This is a genomic window from Comamonas testosteroni (assembly GCF_014076415.1).
Taxonomy (GTDB): domain Bacteria; phylum Pseudomonadota; class Gammaproteobacteria; order Burkholderiales; family Burkholderiaceae_C; genus Comamonas; species Comamonas testosteroni_F.
On the sequence record NZ_CP043568.1, the window covers coordinates 5378767 to 5396395 of the forward strand.

At 63.2% G+C, this 17629-nt stretch carries 17 protein-coding genes; 11 read left to right on the plus strand and 6 right to left on the minus strand.

The window, feature by feature from the left end:
- Window positions 1-24 precede the first annotated feature (24 nt).
- Entirely contained in the window at window positions 25-1476 is a 1452-nt protein-coding gene (locus F0P97_RS24775; RefSeq protein WP_182284737.1) for an AMP nucleosidase, read from the plus strand.
- 9 nt (window positions 1477-1485) lie between these two features.
- Entirely contained in the window at window positions 1486-2700 is a 1215-nt protein-coding gene (locus tag F0P97_RS24780; protein ID WP_182284738.1) for a GGDEF domain-containing protein, read from the plus strand.
- Window position 2701: 1 nt separating this feature from the next.
- On the opposite strand, the gene F0P97_RS24785 is transcribed toward F0P97_RS24780, so the two are convergent.
- Window positions 2702-4294, minus strand: coding sequence for a GMC family oxidoreductase (locus F0P97_RS24785; protein WP_182284739.1), 1593 nt, complete (start codon window positions 4292-4294; stop codon window positions 2702-2704).
- Between the two features lie 193 nt (window positions 4295-4487).
- On the opposite strand from F0P97_RS24785, the gene F0P97_RS24790 reads away from it, so the two are divergent.
- The 5 genes from F0P97_RS24790 (at window position 4488) to F0P97_RS24810 (ending at window position 8656) form a co-directional block, all read left to right on the plus strand.
- Window positions 4488-5336, plus strand: coding sequence for a 3-hydroxybutyryl-CoA dehydrogenase (locus F0P97_RS24790; protein ID WP_182284740.1), 849 nt, complete (start codon window positions 4488-4490; stop codon window positions 5334-5336).
- Between the two features lie 75 nt (window positions 5337-5411).
- A complete protein-coding gene (locus F0P97_RS24795; protein ID WP_182284741.1) occupies window positions 5412-6227 on the plus strand; it encodes a crotonase/enoyl-CoA hydratase family protein in 816 nt (271 codons plus the stop codon).
- A gap of 21 nt (window positions 6228-6248) precedes the next feature.
- Window positions 6249-7574 carry a serine hydrolase domain-containing protein gene (locus F0P97_RS24800; RefSeq protein ID WP_182284742.1) on the plus strand — a complete coding sequence of 442 codons (1326 nt, stop codon included), beginning with the start codon at window positions 6249-6251 and terminating at the stop codon, window positions 7572-7574.
- A 139-nt stretch (window positions 7575-7713) separates the two neighbouring features.
- Complete coding sequence (locus F0P97_RS24805) at window positions 7714-8187, plus strand: MarR family winged helix-turn-helix transcriptional regulator (protein WP_182284743.1); 474 nt, start codon at window positions 7714-7716, stop codon at window positions 8185-8187.
- A 52-nt stretch (window positions 8188-8239) separates the two neighbouring features.
- A complete protein-coding gene (locus F0P97_RS24810; protein WP_182284744.1) occupies window positions 8240-8656 on the plus strand; it encodes an organic hydroperoxide resistance protein in 417 nt (138 codons plus the stop codon).
- Here F0P97_RS24810 and F0P97_RS24815 read toward each other — a convergent pair.
- The gene (locus F0P97_RS24815; protein ID WP_182284745.1) at window positions 8653-9318 is read right to left on the minus strand and encodes a 2'-5' RNA ligase family protein; all 666 of its coding nucleotides are present in this window, start codon (window positions 9316-9318) and stop codon (window positions 8653-8655) included. The two genes, F0P97_RS24810 and F0P97_RS24815, sit on opposite strands and share 4 nt — an antisense overlap.
- 177 nt (window positions 9319-9495) lie before the next feature.
- Between F0P97_RS24815 and F0P97_RS24820 the strand changes: the two genes are divergently transcribed.
- Window positions 9496-10530, plus strand: a complete 1035-nt coding sequence (locus F0P97_RS24820; protein ID WP_182284746.1) for a serine/threonine protein kinase — start codon at window positions 9496-9498, stop codon at window positions 10528-10530.
- Between the two features lie 8 nt (window positions 10531-10538).
- On the opposite strand, the gene F0P97_RS24825 is transcribed toward F0P97_RS24820, so the two are convergent.
- Together F0P97_RS24825 and F0P97_RS24830 are read right to left on the minus strand one after the other, a co-directional pair.
- Window positions 10539-11000, minus strand: a complete 462-nt coding sequence (locus F0P97_RS24825; protein ID WP_182284747.1) for a hypothetical protein — start codon at window positions 10998-11000, stop codon at window positions 10539-10541.
- A gap of 11 nt (window positions 11001-11011) precedes the next feature.
- On the minus strand, window positions 11012-11719 hold the full coding sequence (locus F0P97_RS24830) for a TetR/AcrR family transcriptional regulator (RefSeq protein WP_182284748.1): 708 nt from the start codon (window positions 11717-11719) through the stop codon (window positions 11012-11014).
- A 121-nt stretch (window positions 11720-11840) separates the two neighbouring features.
- Here F0P97_RS24830 and F0P97_RS24835 point away from each other — a divergent pair, with 121 nt between their 5' ends.
- Window positions 11841-13049 carry an MFS transporter gene (locus F0P97_RS24835; RefSeq protein ID WP_182284749.1) on the plus strand — a complete coding sequence of 403 codons (1209 nt, stop codon included), beginning with the start codon at window positions 11841-11843 and terminating at the stop codon, window positions 13047-13049.
- A gap of 6 nt (window positions 13050-13055) precedes the next feature.
- Here the strand turns inward: F0P97_RS24835 and soxR are convergent, their stop codons facing one another.
- The gene (gene soxR / locus F0P97_RS24840) at window positions 13056-13523 is read right to left on the minus strand and encodes a redox-sensitive transcriptional activator SoxR (RefSeq protein ID WP_182284750.1); all 468 of its coding nucleotides are present in this window, start codon (window positions 13521-13523) and stop codon (window positions 13056-13058) included.
- Window positions 13524-13725: 202 nt separating this feature from the next.
- Here soxR and F0P97_RS24845 point away from each other — a divergent pair, with 202 nt between their 5' ends.
- The gene (locus tag F0P97_RS24845) at window positions 13726-14220 is read left to right on the plus strand and encodes a RidA family protein (RefSeq protein ID WP_182284751.1); all 495 of its coding nucleotides are present in this window, start codon (window positions 13726-13728) and stop codon (window positions 14218-14220) included.
- A 22-nt stretch (window positions 14221-14242) separates the two neighbouring features.
- Window positions 14243-15451, plus strand: coding sequence for an MFS transporter (locus F0P97_RS24850; protein WP_182284752.1), 1209 nt, complete (start codon window positions 14243-14245; stop codon window positions 15449-15451).
- Between the two features lie 112 nt (window positions 15452-15563).
- On the opposite strand, the gene htpG is transcribed toward F0P97_RS24850, so the two are convergent.
- Window positions 15564-17513 carry a molecular chaperone HtpG gene (gene htpG / locus F0P97_RS24855; protein WP_182284753.1) on the minus strand — a complete coding sequence of 650 codons (1950 nt, stop codon included), beginning with the start codon at window positions 17511-17513 and terminating at the stop codon, window positions 15564-15566.
- Window positions 17514-17629 lie beyond the last annotated feature (116 nt).

A 17629-nucleotide genomic window follows, 5' to 3' on the forward strand; every position in this document is an offset into this window, starting at 1 on the left:
ACACCCTCTCATAAAAGCAGCAGCATGTTTCATACAGATGCCCCTCAGGCATTGGCCCATGTTCAGCAGCTGTACCGCGAGCAAATCGACCATCTGCGAGCTGCCATGCAGCGTTTCGTGGCGGGTGAAACTCCGGCTGCGCCCATCCATGCCTACTACCCGTTTGTACGCATCAAGACCACCACGGTGGCGCAAGCCGATACCAAGCTGACCTACGGCTTTGTGGAAGGCCCCGGCACCTACGAGGCCACGCTGACCCGGCCCGACCTGTTTGCCAGCTACTTCGGCGAGCAGCTGCGCCTGCTGATCCTTCACCACCAGGTCCCCATCGAAGTAGGCCTCAGCGACAAACCCATCCCCATCCATTTCTCGTTCGCCGACAACGACCATATCGAAGGCTCGCTCTCGCTAGAGCGCCGCATGCTGATGCGCGATGTGTTCGATCTGCCGGATCTGGAATCCATGGACGACGGCATCGCCAACGGCACCTGGCGCGCGGCGGCCGGCGAGGCCCTGCCTCTGTCGCTGTTCACCGCGCCGCGCGTGGATTACTCGCTGCACCGCCTGCGCCACTACACAGGCACGGCCCCCGACTGGTTCCAGAACTTCGTGCTGTTCACCAACTACCAGTTCTACATCGACGAATTCATCCGCCTGGGCCATGCCGAAATGGCCAAGGAGGACAGCGAATACATCGCCTTTGTCGAGCCCGGCAATGTGGTGACCCGCCGCGCGGGCCTTCCCGCGGAAGCCGTCGACGAGCTCGGGAATGCGCCGCCGCGCCTGCCGCAGATGCCGGGCTACCACCTGGTGCGCGCGGACAACAGCGGCATCACCATGGTCAATATCGGGGTGGGCCCGGCCAATGCCAAGACCATCACCGACCATATCGCCGTGCTGCGCCCTCATGCCTGGATGATGCTGGGCCACTGCGCGGGCCTGCGCAACAGCCAGCAACTGGGCGACTATGTGCTGGCTCACGCCTATGTGCGTGAAGACCATGTGCTGGACGAAGAACTTCCTCTGTGGGTGCCGATCCCGGCGCTGGCCGAAATCCAGGTCGCGCTGCAGCAGGCCGTGGCAGACGTGACGCAGATGGAGCGTGTCGACCTCAAACGCATCATGCGCACCGGCACCGTGGCCAGCACCGACAACCGCAACTGGGAGCTGCTGCCCGACAACCTGCCTCAGCGCCGCTTCAGCCAGAGCCGCGCCGTGGCGCTGGACATGGAATCGGCCACCATTGCCGCCAACGGCTTCCGCTTCCGCGTGCCCTATGGCACTTTGCTGTGCGTCAGCGACAAGCCGCTGCACGGTGAGATCAAGCTGCCCGGCATGGCCAACCATTTCTATCGCGAGCGTGTGGATCAGCACCTGCGCATCGGCATGCGTGCCGTCGACATACTGCGCGAAGGTGGCTCCGACCGCCTGCACAGCCGCAAGCTGCGCAGCTTTGACGAAGTGGCCTTCCAGTAAAGCCCAGCCATGCCGGAGACCGACCAGTTTTCCATGACATTGATGGTGGCCGTCAATTTGATGACGGTCGCTTTTGCACTGCCATGGTTTATGGGTCAGCAAATGAGCCGGGCAACCAGAAATGCTCAGCAATTCCTGCTGTTGCAGGGGCTGGCCTGGCTGCTCGTCTTCTGCGCCGGGCATGTAATACCCTTCACATGGAATGCGCTGCTGTCGATCTCCAGTGCCGCTGTTGCAACCAGTGCGCTGTGGCAGCTGCACAAAGCACTCAAGGGCTGGCTTGGACCTCGCAACAAGATACTCACCCGTTCCCTGGCCGTGCTGTGCCTGCTGACACTTGCGGGCGTGCTGGTTCTGATTGAGAGCAAGCCCTACCGGCTGGCCTGGTTCAATGTCGGCTACGGCTTGAGCCTTGCCACTCTGGTCTGCCTGAGCTTATCGCCGCAAACCAACTCCGCCACTGCCTGGCGATATCTGCTACTGGGTGCAGGCCTTTGCGTCGCAAGCATTCTGGTTATACGCGGCTACTTCACCTTGCACGCTCCCTGGCTGCACAGCTTTGCAGAGGAACCCAGTCCACATATATTGCTTTCGTGGCTGATCCCCATAGGTTCCGCCATTCTTTTCGTATCGATCCTGATGGCCTGCCGTGACGAAGAAGTCCGTCAGCGATCCGCAAACTCACCAGAGGACAGCCTGACCGGCCTGCCGCTGCGCCAGGCCATCAAGAACCAGGCCCGCGTCATGCTTAACAGAGCTCGGCGCGAAGGCCTGCCGCTGGCCTTGATTCTGATCGACATGGATCACTTTTCCCAGGTCAACAGCCGCCATGGCTATCAGGCTGGAGACGCGGCGCTGCAGCTCATGTCACGCACTCTGCGAAAGCAGATGCGCGGCGACGAGGTCGTAGCCAGATGGAAGGGGGAATCCTTTTGCCTGCTGATTCATGCCGACCAGTTGGGTGTCATGTCGCTGCTGACTCGCATCCAGTCCGCATTCCAGATCGGCGCGCAGTACGAACTGCAGATGGATCTGGACTTCAGCGCGGGTTGTGCCCTGGTCCCCTCCGCCTGGAAGAGCCTGAGCCTCAACGAGCTGGCCAGTCATGCCGGCGCCGCCCTGCAACAGGCCAAAAATCAGGGCCGGGGAAGGGTGGAATGCTCCACTCTGACGCCTCCGCCCGACGAGGATCATGCACCCTCCGACCTGGCTCCGCTGACCTGATTCAGCACTCGGCCTTGATCAGATCGGACGCCTTCTCGGCAATCATGATGGTCGGCGCATTGGTATTGCCGCTCACGATGCGCGGCATGACCGAGGCATCGACCACGCGCAGCCCTTGCACCCCATGCACCCGCAACCGTGCATCGACCACATCCTTCGCGCCAGGCCCCATGCGGCAGCTTCCCACGGGGTGATAGATGGTGTCGGCGTAATTGCGGATGAACTGCTCGATCTCCGCATCGCTGCGCGCCTGTGCCGAATGCTCCAGCTCCCGCCCCTCGAAACGAGCCAGCGCAGGCTGCCCGAGAATTTCGCGCATGCGGCGTACACCGCACACCATGCGCTGCATATCGTCGGCCTCGGCAAAGAAGGCCGGGTCTATGAGCGGCATGGCTCTGGCATCGGCACAGGCCAGCTTCACGCTGCCCCGACTTCTTGGCTGCAGCAGACATACATGGCAGGAATAACCGTGGCCCAGCACCGTCTTGCGACCATGGTCGACCAGCTTGCCCACCACAAAATGCAGCTGCAGATCGGGCGCGTGCTCCTGCGGCCGGCTGCGGATAAAACCGCCTGCCTCTGCAAAGTTGCTGGTCAGCATGCCCCTGCGCTCATGGCGCCAGCGTCCTATGCCCTGCCAGACATTCCTGAGGCCGGCAAGCGACAGACCAAAGCTGTCCGTCATCTGCGGGCCGTCCACCACTTGCACCACATCGGGGTGGTCATGCAAATGCTCGCCGACACCGGGAAGGTGATGCACGACATCAACGCCTGTTTGCTGCAGATGCTCGCCCGGCCCTATGCCCGAGAGCATCAGCAACTGCGGCGACTGCAGTGCGCCGGCACAGAGCAGCACCTCGCGCCGGCAGCGCAGTTCCCGGGTCTGACCACCCTGCACATACTCCACTCCGACAGCTCGGCGACCTTCCATCAGCACCCGCAGCACCTGCACTCCGGTCAGGATTTCCAGATTGGGCCTGCTGCCTCGCACCGGGGTCAGATAAGCCTTGGCCGCACTGCAGCGCTCGCCATTGCGGTGCGTGACCTGGTACAGGCCTACTCCCTCCTGAATTTCACCATTGAAATCGTGGTTGTGCGCATGGCCGGCCTGCACGCCCGCCCGCACAAAGGCCTGCGCCAGCGGGTTCGGATCGCAGAGATCGGAGACATGCAAAGGGCCGCTTGCGCCATGCAGAGCATCTGCACCGCGCGTATTGCATTCGGCCTTCAGAAAATAGGGCAGAACATCGCTCCAGCCCCAACCTGGATTGCCCTGAGCGCTCCAATATTCGTAGTCCGCAGGCTGGCCACGCAGATAGATCATGGCATTGATGGAGCTGGAGCCGCCCAGCACCTTGCCGCGCGGCTGGTAGCCTCGCCGACCATTGAGACCGGCCTGCGGCACCGTGCTCATGGCCCAGTTGAAGTTTTTCTGCTTGGCCATCAGCGCCAGCCCTGCCGGGCAATGGATCAGCACGCTTTTGTCTTCGCCACCAGCCTCCAGCAAGGTCACGGTGACCTGCGGGTTCTCGCTGAGTCTGGCGGCCAACACCGCACCAGCGGAGCCGCCTCCCACCACCAGATAGTCACGCATGTCGGCACTCCTTTTGCCGCGAATTCTGACCAGCGGTCTGCAGCAGCGAAACGAGAAATAACACGGTCGTGCAGAAAAACCTGTCACCGTTATGACTCCTAACACGCCAACCATGCCCGACTAGGGTCAAACCCGGTCAGAACCGGGATAACATTTTCCAGTTCAATCGCACTTATCTGAATGGAGACAAAAAATGGCAATCCAAACCGTAGGCATCATCGGCGCCGGCACCATGGGCAACGGCATCGCGCAGGCTTGCGCCGTGTCTGGCATCGACGTGGTGATGGTGGACATCTCCGACGCCGCCGTACAAAAAGGCCTGGCCACCGTGGCCGGCAGCCTGGACCGCCTGATCAAGAAGGAAAAGATCAGCGAAGCCGACAAAAACGCAGCGCTGGCACGCATCAAGACCTCGACCAGCTACGACGATCTGAAATCGGCCCAGTTGGTGATCGAAGCCGCCACCGAGAACTACGAGCTCAAGGTCAAGATCCTCAAGCAGCTCGATACCCTGCTGGCACAGGACGTAATCGTTGCCACCAACACCTCGTCCATCTCCATCACCCAGCTGGCGGCCGCCACCCAGCGTGCCGACAAGTTCATCGGCATGCATTTCTTCAACCCCGTGCCCATGATGGCCCTGGTGGAGATCATCCGCGGCCTGCAGACCAGCGACGCCACCCACGATGCGGTCAAGGCCTTGTCGGAAAAACTGGGCAAGTCGCCCATCACCGTCAAGAACGCTCCCGGCTTTGTGGTCAACCGCATTCTGGTGCCCATGATCAACGAGGCCTTCCAGGTGCTCAGCGAAGGCACGGCCTCGGCCGAGGACATCGACGCCGGCATGAAGCTGGGCTGCAACCAGCCGATTGGCCCGCTGGCCCTGGCCGACATGATCGGTCTGGACGTCTGCCTGGCCGTGATGGAGGTCTACCTCAAGGAATTCGGCGACAGCAAGTACCGCCCCTGCTTCCTGCTGCGCGAAATGGTGGCCGCCGGCCGTCTGGGCCGCAAGACCGGCCAGGGTGTTTACACCTACTAAATCGCCGGCCTTCAGGTCTTGTGCGCGACTGCAGCGGCTGCGACAGCCGTCTAAGGTTGCAGCAGGAGACCTGCCATGCAAATCGACCAGCCCAGCCCTCCACCCGAGGGCTGCATTTCCTGTGAAGTCCGCGGCCATGTGCTGCTGATAGGCATCAACCGTCCGGCCAAGCGCAATGGCTGGACGCCGGCCATGTTCCAGCAACTGGGAGAGGCCTATACCCGACTCGACGACGAGCCTGAGTTGCGCGTAGGCCTGCTCCATGCTTTCGGCGATCATTTCACGGCGGGGCTGGATCTGCCCGTCATCGCCGAATTCATGAAAAGCGGCCAGAAGGTCATCCCTGCAGGTCTCGTGGAGCCTCATGACTATGGCCTGCCCGGCTATCGCCGCCGCACCAAGCCCATGGTCGCCGCCGTCAAGGGCATCTGCTTTACCGTCGGCATAGAACTGATGCTGGGCGCCGATATCGTCGTCGCTGCCGACAGCAGCCGCTTCGCACAGATGGAAGTGCAGCGCTGCATCATGCCCACGGGCGGCGCCACGCTGCGCATGCCCGAGCGCGCCGGCGTGGGCAATGCCATGCTGCATCTGCTGACCGGCGACGCCTTCGATGCGGCCGAGGCCCTGCGCTGCCACTTTGTGCAAAAAGTCGTGCCTGCTGGCCAGGAACTGGACGAGGCTTTTCGCATTGCCGAGCGCATCGCCGCCCAGGCGCCGCAGGCCGTGGTGGCCACGCGCCTCAATGTCCTCAAGGCCATAGAGCTGGGCCAGGCCGCTGCCGTGGCCGATTTCATTCCTGTGCAGCAGCGCCTGGCCAACAGCGAGGACGCCGCCGAAGGCGTGCGCTCCTTCATCGAGAAACGCCCAGCCCGTTTTACCGGTCGTTAATCCCAAGTCCAAGAGGTGATGATGAGTTTGAAGTCTTTTACGCGCAAAACGCTCGCCCCGCTTGCGCTGACAGCTATGGTTTCTGCAGTCCATGCGCAGGCTGCCGCACCCGCGTTGCCCGACCCGGCCAGCACCAGCGTGCAGGCCATGGGCTGGATGCAGGGCTTTCCGCCCGCTGCCGACAAGCTCATCACCTTCGACAATCCCGTGGGCAATACCTTTCCCCGCATACGCTGGACCTTCTCGCATATCCGCGAAATCACGCCCACGGCCAATGTCTGGCGCGGCCCGGGCGCTCCCAGCGCCCTGCGCTCGGCTCCGGTCGACATCGAGCAAGTGCGCTTCAAGGTCATGGGCACAGGCGAGGAGCTGACGTTTGCCCAGGCACTGGAGCGCAACTACACCGACGGCATTCTGGTCATGCACAAGGGCCGCGTGATCTATGAAAAATATCTGGGCGCGTTGGAGCCGCAGCGCCCGCACCTGGCCATGTCGGTCACCAAGTCCTTTGTCGGCACCCTGGCCGCGCTGCTGGCCCATGAAGGCACCATCAAGCCCGAGGCACCGGTGACCGACTATCTGCCCGAGATGAAGAACACCGCCTATGGCGACGCCACGGTGCGCCAGGTGATGGATATGACGATCGGCGTGAAGTACTCCGAGAACTACGCCGACCCCAAGGCCGAAGTCTGGGACTACGCCCGTGCCGGCGGCATGATGCCCCAGGGCAAGGACTATGCCGGCCCCAGGAGCTTCTACGAATTTCTGCAGACCCTGCAGAAAGAGGGCGAGCATGACCAGGGCTTTGCCTACAAGACAGTCAACGCCGAAGTCCTGGCCTGGATCGTGCGCCGCGCCAGCGGCAAGCCTCTGGCCCAGCTGCTGTCCGAGCGCATCTGGAGCCGCATCGGTGCCGAGCAGGACGCCTACTTCATGGTGGATCGCATAGGTACGGAATCGGGCGGCGGCGGCCTCAACACCACGCTGCGCGACCTGGCCCGCTTCGGCGAGCTGATGCGCAACGAAGGCCGCGCCGCCAGCGGCCAGCAGGTGCTGCCCAGGGCCGTGGTTCAGGACATCCGTCGCGGCGCCGACCCGGCCAAGTTTGTCAAGGCCGGTTATGCCACGCTGCCTGGCTGGTCGTATCGCAATATGTGGTGGGTCTCGCACAACCCCAACGGGGCCTATATGGCGCGCGGCATTCACGGTCAGGCCATCTACATCGACCCCAAGGCCCAGATGGTGGTGGTGCGCTATGCCTCCCACCCGATTGCGGGCAATGCGGGCATAGACCCGACCAGCCTGCCCATGTACCAGGCGCTGGCCGATGCGCTGACCGCCCGTTAGGCACGAGACAGCTTCAGCCGCGACAGGCTCCGCTCACGGAGCCTGTTTGCATTGCTCCGAACCTCTGCACTGTCTCCTGCGGCTTGGCGATCTGCAAATTAAATTGCACACAATTTAATTGTCTGCAATAATTCATCCCATGCGATCCGATGACGACCTTCTCCCCGACAGCTCCGAGCTGTTGCGCCTGGACAATCAGGTCTGCTTTGCGCTGTACTCGGCATCGCTGGCCATGACCAAGCTCTACAAACCCTTGCTGGATGCCATAGGCCTGACTTACCCTCAGTACCTGGTCATGCTGGTGCTCTGGGAAGGCGACCAGCTCACGGTCTCGGAACTGGGCGAGCGCCTTTACCTGGATTCAGGCACGCTGACGCCCTTGCTCAAGCGACTGGAAAGCACAGGCCTGCTGGCACGCCAGCGCGATGCACAGGACGAGCGCCGCGTGCGCATTGCCCTCACGGATACCGGCCGGGCACTTCGCGCCGAGGCCGAAAAAATACCTGCCTGCGTGCTGCAGAGCACGCAGTGCACCCTGCCCGAATTGCAGGCTCTTACGGGCCAGCTCGGCACACTGCGCGCAAGGCTGGCACCACGCCGCAGCCACTCCTGACGATTTCCTCCACCCGCCCGCATTGCCGGGCACTCTCGCAAAGGAAGACACCATGGCCCAACTCGACAAGGTTCTCTACACCGCCCACGCCCACACCACCGGCGGCCGCGAAGGCGCTTCGCGCACCGATGATGGCCGCCTGGACATCCAGCTGAGCTCGCCCGGCGGCGCCGGCAAGGGCACCAACCCCGAGCAGCTGTTTGCCGCCGGTTACTCCGCCTGCTTTATCGGCGCCATGAAGGCCGTGGCCGCTCGCCAGAAGCTGGCCCTGCCTGCCGACCTGTCGGTAGACGCAGAAGTCGATCTGGGCCCCGTGGGCGAAGTGTTCGGCATCGCCGTTCGCATGAAGATCAGCCTGCCCGGCATGGACAAGGCTGCGGCCCAGCAACTGGTGGACGCCGCTCACAAGGTCTGCCCCTACTCCAACGCCACGCGCGGCAATATCGGCGTGACGCTGACCATCGCCTAAAGCGACTCAGGCCACAGGGCACCGGGCGCTGCCGCATAGCGCCCGGTGTCCAGTTCGAAGACGCCTTCCAGCGTCAGCGGCCCGGCAATATCGGCCGTCTCATAGCGGGCCAGCGCCAGCTGCCTTGCCTCGAAAACCGGCAAGTCCTGGGTCAGTGCCAGCAACTTGTCCACAGCCTCTCGCAGCGGTAGCCGCCTCGCATAGTGGCCCAGGGTCACATGGGGAACATAGCGCCAGCCCGGCGCGGGCTCCAAGGGCACCAGCGCCGTATGCAGGCGCTGCAAGCATTCTTGCCCCCGCCCGATACCGAGATAAGGCACGGTAGTGAAGCTGCCTGCTCCCGCGAGCTGCACGGAAAACGGACTCATTCCTAAACTTTGCAGCACGGCGACATCGGCGCGCAGCGCCAGCCGGTCATATTCCCGCGCCGCATGCTCGTCCCCGCCCCGGCACAGCCCCCTATAGGCCAGCGTGACATGCGGCTGGCGCGCATGGCGCGGCAGCAAGGCATCACCGAGTCTGGATCTGGCCTGCTGCAGCAAGGACTCCAGACCATGGCCTTGCAGCATCACCACCCAGACGGCGCACCACGGGCAGCCTTTGTGCCACTCGGCAAAATCCCGGTCCTCGCAGGGCTGTGAAAGTGATTCGCTCTCTTGCATGCGGGCAGTGTGCCAGCTTAGGCAACATGCGCGGCACCCGCACGGTTTTCCAGGGATTTCCGGCCGCCAAGATCAACCTGAGAGTCGGCAGCAGCTATCAAATCAAAAGCAATTTTGCCGACGTATGCGCTATGCCGTCCGGTTCGCAAGAGCCTGTTTGAGCCTGACAATGCGGGGATGAGCGATACCCAAGACCCTTCTCACCCCTATGCAGACCTCACGCCGGACTGCGTGATCGATGCGCTGTGCAGCACGGGCCTTATGCCGGACGGGCGGCTGACGGCGCTGAGCTCCTATGAAAACCGCGTCTATCTGGCCCACCAGGACGAGGGCGACAAGGTCGTCGCCAAGTTCTACCGCCCGGGACGCTGGAGCCGTGCCCAGATCGAGGAAGAACATGCCTTCTCCCAGGAACTGGCGGCTGGCGAGGTTCCCGTGGTGGCGCCACTGGCGCTGCAAGGGCGGACCGTGCATGAGCATGCGGGCTTTCTGTTCAGCATCAGCCCCTGGCGCGGGGGGCGCCGCCCCGAGCTGGACGACTGGGAGGTACTGGAATGGATAGGCCGGTTTCTGGCCCGCATCCACACCGTGGGGGCAACCCAGCCCTTCACGCATCGACCGGCGCTGAACCTGAAAAGCTTCGGCTACGAATCCATGCACTATCTGCTCGAGCATGAGGTCGTCGCGCTCGAAGTGCGCAGCCGCTGGCAGCAGGCTTGCGAAAAAGCTCTTTTGTTGATAGCTCCATCCGCACATGGATTAAGCGCTGCAGGCCATTTTGGCTTGCATTCTGCGACGCAGATTCGGCTGCATGGCGACTGCCACCCGGGAAACATTCTCTGGACGCCGCTGGATGACGAAGGCCACGGCGGCCCTCATTTTGTCGATCTCGACGATGCACGCAGCGGTCCCGCCGTGCAGGATCTGTGGATGCTGCTCTCGGGCGACCGCGGCCAGCAGACCCAGCAGCTGTCGGCCCTACTCGAAGGCTATGAGCAGTTCCGCAGCTTCGACCGGCGCGAGCTGGCATTGATCGAGCCGCTGCGCACCCTGCGCCTGCTGCATTACAGCGCCTGGCTGGCGCGCCGCTGGCAGGACCCGATCTTTGCCATCAACTTCCCCTGGTTCGGCAGCACCGACTACTGGCAGGGTCAGGTGGACATGCTGAACGAACAGATAGAAGCCATGCAGCAGGAGCCGCTTTACGCGTAAGGCGGCCGCTAGCAGCGCCCCTGCAAGCGGCATTCGGGCACGAGCTGCCCGCGCGCATCGCGCCATTGCACGGCATCGCCGCTCTGCACCGGGGCAGCGGGTGGCACTGGCTGCACCTCTGGCGTCTGCGGGCGATTGGGATCATGCAGCACGGTGGAGGATCCCACCCCGACACCCACGCTGGCACCACCCACGCCGGTGGAAGCGCCGACACCGGCGCTTCCCAGTACCTGCCCGCGCTGGTTGACGCCTACGCCCACACCGACAGGCCCGACGCCCGTACCGACGCCTGCGCTGAGACCGCCGCTGCCAAGGCCCACGCCCACGGAAAACGGCCCCACCGGAATCCCGACGCCCACGCCAGCTCCTACGGAGCCGCAGGCGGGCAAGGCCAGCACCAGAGCTGCGGCGCAGACCGTGCCCAGGATTCTGTGATGACCGGGCTTGATGGTGACTGGCATGGAATTCATCTCACTGACTCTCACTGACGTTTGACAGCCGCATTGTCACCGGCCGTGCCCGCAAAAAGGTTATCAATCAGCAGCTCGACCAGCGGCTTGAGGGCCAGCTTCTGCGAGCCCTCGGAGGCCAGCAGGTTGTTGTGCACCAGCGCCATCCAGAACGGGCTGGCCAGCAGCTGGGCACTGCGGCTGACCGAGCGGGTCCTGAGCTCCCCCTCTTTCACGGCCAGCGCCAGCAAGTCCTGCACATAGTTCTGCCAGGCATCAAAAGCCAGCTCTTTGTACAGTCTGGCCAGCTCGGGCGCATGCCGTGCCTCGCTGAGCACCAGACGTGCCAGCATGCCGCGCTCGCTGCTGTCCACCGCCTCCAGCGTCGGCAGCAGACTGCGGCGCAGAAAGGCACGCACCGTCTCGCCCTTGCGTCGCCTGAGCGGCTGATAGACGGCCGAGTGCCGCAGTGCGTGCTCCACCACGCCCCGCAGCAGCTCGTCCTTGGATGGGTAGTAGAGATACAGCGTGCCCTTGGCCACCTGCGCGCGGCAGGCAATACGCTCCATGGTGCTGCGTGCCACGCCGCACTCCACGAACTCGGCCAGCGCGGCCTCTGCAATCTGCTGACGGGTCTGCGCTGTCTTGTCGAGACTCGGTCCACGCGTGCGCCGCTGACGCTTTGCCGGTGTGCCGATATCCGGGTCTGCACAAGGGGCAGCCGCCGCACCATCCGCCATGCGCTGACATCCTTTTCTAGAATTCATAAAATTGACCAATTAGTCATTTTTAATAATTCTAGGTCAAGCCGACTAGCCCACACCGGACATGCGGATGACTGCCCCACCCATGCATTTCCCAATGCAATCCCGTCTGAGTCCCTATGCCTGGGTCTGCTTTTCCATGTGCGTCGGCGTCATGGGAACGGCGCTTGCCAGCCCGCTCTACCCCCTCTACCAGCAGGCCTGGGGGCTGCAGCCCAGTCATATCACGCAGATCTTCGTGACCTATATGCTGGGCGCCTTGATCAGCCTGCTGTTCCTGGGCCGTCTGACCAATCTCTTCGGTTTTCTCAAAGTGCTGCGCCTGGGACTGATGGTGATGACCGTGGGGGTCATCGGCTCGGCCCTGTCCTGGAATGCCTGGAGCCTGGGTGCTTCCCGCTTCATCATCGGCCTGGCCTCGGGCCTGATCACCACCTCGGCCTCCATAGGCATGACCCAGCTCAACAATAAGGGGGACCTGCAGCGTGCTGCAGCGACCACCAGCCTGACGATTGCCTTCGGCTTCGGCCTGGGGCCCGTGGTTGGCGGCCTGATGGCGCAATGGGTGCCTTTCCCCCTGGTCAGCAGCTATCTGCCGCCCATCGCACTGAGCTTTCTGGGCATCCATGCACTGTTCAGGATCAAGCTGCCTGCAGCCACTGCGCCCGTTCACAGCACGCCCGGCCTGACGCTGAAAGATGTTCTGCCCAGCATCTCCCAGCCGCGCAAGCCTTTTCTCTACCACTATGCGCTGGGCTGCATGGCGGCGTTTTCCGCCTTCGGCATGTTCAGCCTGTTTGCCGCCATGGCCCCCAGCTTCATGGCCCAGATGCTGCCCTGGCACGGACCTGCGGTCTCGGGCCTGTCCATCGGCGTCATCCTGTTTCTGTCGGCCGGCATCCAGCTCATCGCCCGGCCCTATCCCACCAAGCGGCTGATCATCATCGGCTTCTTCGCCCTGGCGGCGACCAATGCCCTGCTGGTTCTCAATCTGTTTGCCGGCTCGCCATGGCTGTTCGCATTGAGTGTGCTGAGCATGTCCTGCGGTCATGCACTGTGCAATCTGTCGGGCATGGCCGTGGTCAACAAGGTCTCCAAGCCCGTCAACCGCACGGGCCTGCTGTCCACCTATCTGGTCGTGGGCTATGTAGGCACCATCGTCCCCATCCTGGGCATGGGCTGGCTGTCCGACCATATCGGGCTGAGGGGTGCACTGATAGCCTTCTGTGCCTGTCTGGGCCTGCTGTCGACATTGCTGGGCCTCATCAGCACAAGGGCACGCGTGCTGCCCGTGCCGCGCCAGTGAACACGGCTATCTGAAATGCGGGCCGGCCCCCTGCGCCGCCAGACAGTCATGGTCGTTGCGCAGCGGGCAGGCCTGCAGAGACAGGCAGCCGCAGCCTATGCAGGAGTCGAGCTGATCCCTGAGCTGGGTCAGCATGGCAATGCGTGCATCGAGCTGTGACTGCCAATGCAGGGACAGACGGCTCCAGTCGGCCTTGCCGGGCACGCGGTTGGCCGGCAGATGGGCCAGTGCCTGCGCAATCTCGGCCAGGGGCACGCCCATGCGCTGAGCCACCTTGATCACGGCCACCCGTCTCAGCACCGCTCGCGCATAGCGGCGCTGGTTGCCCGCAGTGCGCGCACTCTCGATCAAGCCCTGCCGCTCATAGAAATGCAGGGCCGATACCGCCACCCCGCTGCGGCTGGCGACCTCTCCCACGCTGAGGTCCGGCATTCCCTCGGCCTCGGCCACCAGGCCGTTTCCGCATCCATTCATATCGCCAGTCTCTTCACACTGCACAGTCACCTCCCGCTGCATTCCCGTTGTCCCTGTCTGGCCCGCCATGACCGCAATCCTTTGTGGTCATACAAACCTCTTGACCTCAAGCTTAGTTGAGGTTTAACAATTCCAGCAGCTTCCGGAACAAAGGCCTGCCGCTGACGGGCCCCGCCGGACAAGCCTTGCCTGAAAGACTTTCATGGACGCCAAGCCCAGTTTCATTGCCCAAACCCCTGCCTCGCAAACACACTATCTGCAGCCCGCCGGTCTCTATGACAGCCTGCCCAATGGCTACACCCATGTGGTCACCGTCCAGGAGCCGCTGCGCTGGCTCTTCGTTTCGGGCCAGGGCGGAGAAAACGCCCTGGCAGAGCTGCCCGACAGCTTTGCCCTGCAGGCCGCGCAGGCTCTGTCCAACATCCAGACCGCCCTGGCCGCCGGCGGCGCGGACATGGGCCATGTGCTCAAGCTCACCGTGCTCATCGTCGATCATTCGCTGGAGCGCTTCGAGCACTGGCAAAGCGCCGTGAGACAGCATTGGGGCAGCGGCGAGCCCGGCGACAGGCGGCCGCGCTTTCCGGCCTGTACGCTGATTCCCGTGCCCAAGCTGGCCCTGCCCGGCATGCTGATCGAGGTGGAGGCCACGGCGGCCCTGCCCAAGGAGATGGACGCCAAAGCCGCCATTTCCACCTGACTCCCTTGCATCTGAGCGCCTCATGAAAACCACAACACCAGCGGCCACCACAGTCCTCTCCAGAACCACCCTGCTGCTCATGGCCACGGCCTGCGGTCTGTGCGCGGGAGCCAATTATTTCAACCAGCCCTTGCTCAACTCCATGGTCCAGCATCTGCAGATCAGCGATGCCCAGGCCTCCAGCACCGTGACCATGGCCCAGGTCTCCTATGGCCTGGGGCTGCTGTTCCTCGTGCCGCTGGGCGATATGCTGGAGCGCCGCCGCCTGGTGCTGAGCCTGATGCTGCTGGCCGCCTGCGGCATGCTGCTGTCGGGCATCAGCGGCCTGGCCGGCAGCTTCGCGCTGCTCGCCGCCGGCACCCTGATGGCCGGCGTGTTCTCGGTGGCCGCCCAGGTGCTGGTACCCATGGCCGCCGCCTTTGCCGCCCCCGGCGCCAGCGGGCGTGCCGTCGGCCTGGTCATGAGCGGACTGCTGATCGGCATTCTGGCCTCGCGCAGCGTGGCGGGGATTCTGTCCGATCTGGGCGGCTGGAGCACCGTCTACTGGGTGGGGGCCATCAGCACCGCCTTCATGGCAGTGCTGCTGGCACGGGCCCTGCCCAAGGCGGCACCCGCCGCTCCCGTCAGCTATGGCGAAGTCATGAAGTCCCTGGGGGATTTGCTGCGCCGCCATCCGCGCCTGCGCAGCCGTGCGCTGATCGGCGGCACCGGCTTTGCCACCGTGAGCGTGCTGTTCTCCACCATGGCGCTGCTGCTGGCAGGGCCGGGCTTTGAACTCTCGGACCTGATGATCGGCCTGATAGGCATCGTGGGCATTGCCGGCGCGCTGATGGCCAATGTGGCCGGACGCATGGCCGACAAGGGACTGGAGCAGTCCGCCACACTGGCCGGCGCCATTCTGATGCTGCTGGGCTGGCTGTGCCTGTGGCTGGGCGGCAGCAGCATCTGGTGGTTTCTGCTGGGTCTGCTGGTGGTCGACGGCGCCCTGCAGGCCCTGCACATCAGCAACCAGAACGTGGTCTATGCATTGGCGCCCGAGGCCCGCTCGCGCATCAATGCCGTCTATATGACCACATACTTTCTCGGCGCCTCCCTCGGCTCGGCACTGGGCTCGTGGGCCTGGCTGACCTTTGGCTGGACCGGCACCAGCCTCATGGGCGGCCTGCTGGGCCTGCTCACCCTGGCCATGGTGCTCTGGGATCGCAGCCTGCTTGCACGTTCACGCAGCTAATCAATTTTGATAGCTGGTAGCTCCCTACCCATAAGCGATACAGCCAGAAATCATAAAAAATCCCCGCAGAGCCACCACTCTGCGGGGATTTTTATCGGGGAGAACGAACCGCTCAGGCCAGCAGCGCGTTCACACGCTTGACATAGGCGGCCGGATCTTCGGGCATGCCGCCTTCGGCCAGCACGGCCTGGTCGAACAGAATCTGGGCCAGATCGTTGAAGTGGACGGAGCCGTCCAGCTTCTTGACCAGGGCGTGATCGGGGTTCACTTCCAGCACCGGCTTGGACTCTGGCGCGGCCTGGCCGGCCTGCTTGAGCAGGCGGGCCAGTTGCAGGCTCATTCCGCCGTCGCTGACCACCAGGCAGGCTGGCGAGTCGACCAGGCGGCTGGTGGCGCGCACGTCTTCGGCACGGTCCTTGAGTGCTTCCTTGAGCTTGGCCAGCACGGGCTTGAAGGCTTCGGCTGCTTCCTCGGCGGCCTTCTTCTCTTCCTCGTTCTGCAGCTTGCCCAGATCCACGGCGCCCTTGGCCACGGACTGCAGCGGCGTGCCGTCAAAGTCGTGCAGATAGTTGAGCGCCCACTCGTCCACGCGATCGGTCATCAGCAGGACTTCGATGCCCTTCTTCTTGAACACTTCGAGCTGCGGGCTGTTCTTGGCCGCAGCCAGGGTGTCGGCCGTGATGTAGTAGATCGCGTCCTGACCTTCCTTCATGCGTGCCTTGTAGTCTGCAAACGAGGTGTTCAGGCCTTCATGCGTGGTGGTGGCGAAACGCAGCAGCTTGGCAATGCGCTCCTTGTTGCCGAAGTCTTCGCCCAGGCCTTCCTTGAGCACGGCGCCGAACTCGTTGTAGAACTGCGTGAACTTGCCTTCCTTGGCCTTGTCCTCTTCGCTGACGACATCCTGCACGCCATCCGCAGCATCAGCTGCGGCTTCATGCCTGTCGTGGCGCGCCAGGTCTTCCAGCATCGAGAGCACGCGCTTGGCCGAGCCGTCGCGGATCAGGCGTACATCGCGGCTTTCCTGCAGCAGCTCGCGGCTCACGTTCAGCGGCAGGTCGGCAGAGTCGATCACGCCCTTCACAAAGCGCAGGTATTGGGGCATCAGCGCCTCGGCATCGTCCATGATGAAGACGCGCTTCACATAGAGCTTGATGCCGGCGTGCTTGTCACGCTGGTACAGGTCGAACGGGGCCTTGGCCGGGATGTACAGCAGCTGCGTGTACTCGGTATTGCCTTCGACACGGTTGTGGCTCCAGGTCAGCGGGTCCTCGAAATCATGGCTGATGGCCTTGTAGAACTCCTTGTACTGCTCTTCCGTGATGTCCTTCTTGGCGCGGGTCCACAGGGCGCTGGCCTTGTTCACGGTTTCCCATTCGCCGGTCTTGACCATCTCGCCGGGCTGATCGTTCTCGCCGTCCTTCCACTCTTCCTTTTCCATCAGAATGGGCAGGCTGATGTGGTCGGAGTATTTGGAGATGACCTGCTTGAGCTTGTAGCCGTTGAGAAACTCCTGGGCGTCGTCACGCAGGTGCAGGATGATGCTGGTGCCGCGCTGGGCGCGCTCGATCTGCTCGATCTCGAAGTCGCCCGTGCCGCCGCTGATCCAGCGCACGCCGGCCGATGCCGGAGCACCGGCGCGGCGGGTTTCCACGGTGATCTTGTCGGCCACGATGAAGCCCGAGTAAAAGCCCACGCCAAACTGGCCGATCAGCTGCGAGTCGGCCTTCTGGTCGCCGCTGAGCTTTTCCATGAAAGCCTTGGTGCCGCTCTTGGCAATCGTGCCCAGATTGTCGATGGCCTCCTGCTCGCTCATGCCGATGCCGGTATCGGTGATGGTCAGCGTGCGGGCAGCCTTGTCAAAGGAAACGCGCACTTCCAGCTCGGGCTGATCGCCGTAGAGGCTGGCGTCCCCCAGCGCTTCAAAGCGCAGCTTGTCGCAAGCATCCGAAGCATTGGAGATCAGCTCGCGCAGGAAGATTTCCTGGTTGGAATACAGCGAATGCGTGACCAGGTGCAGCAACTGGGCCACTTCGGCCTGGAAGGAATGAGTTTGCTTTGTCATGTCTTTGTGAGCGAAAAACTGAAATCAAAAGCCGCCCGGAGATCCTCTCAAGGCGATTCGCAGTCATAGCTAGGGCCTGCCCCTGATATTTCAAGGGCTATTCGCGCAAGAAAAAA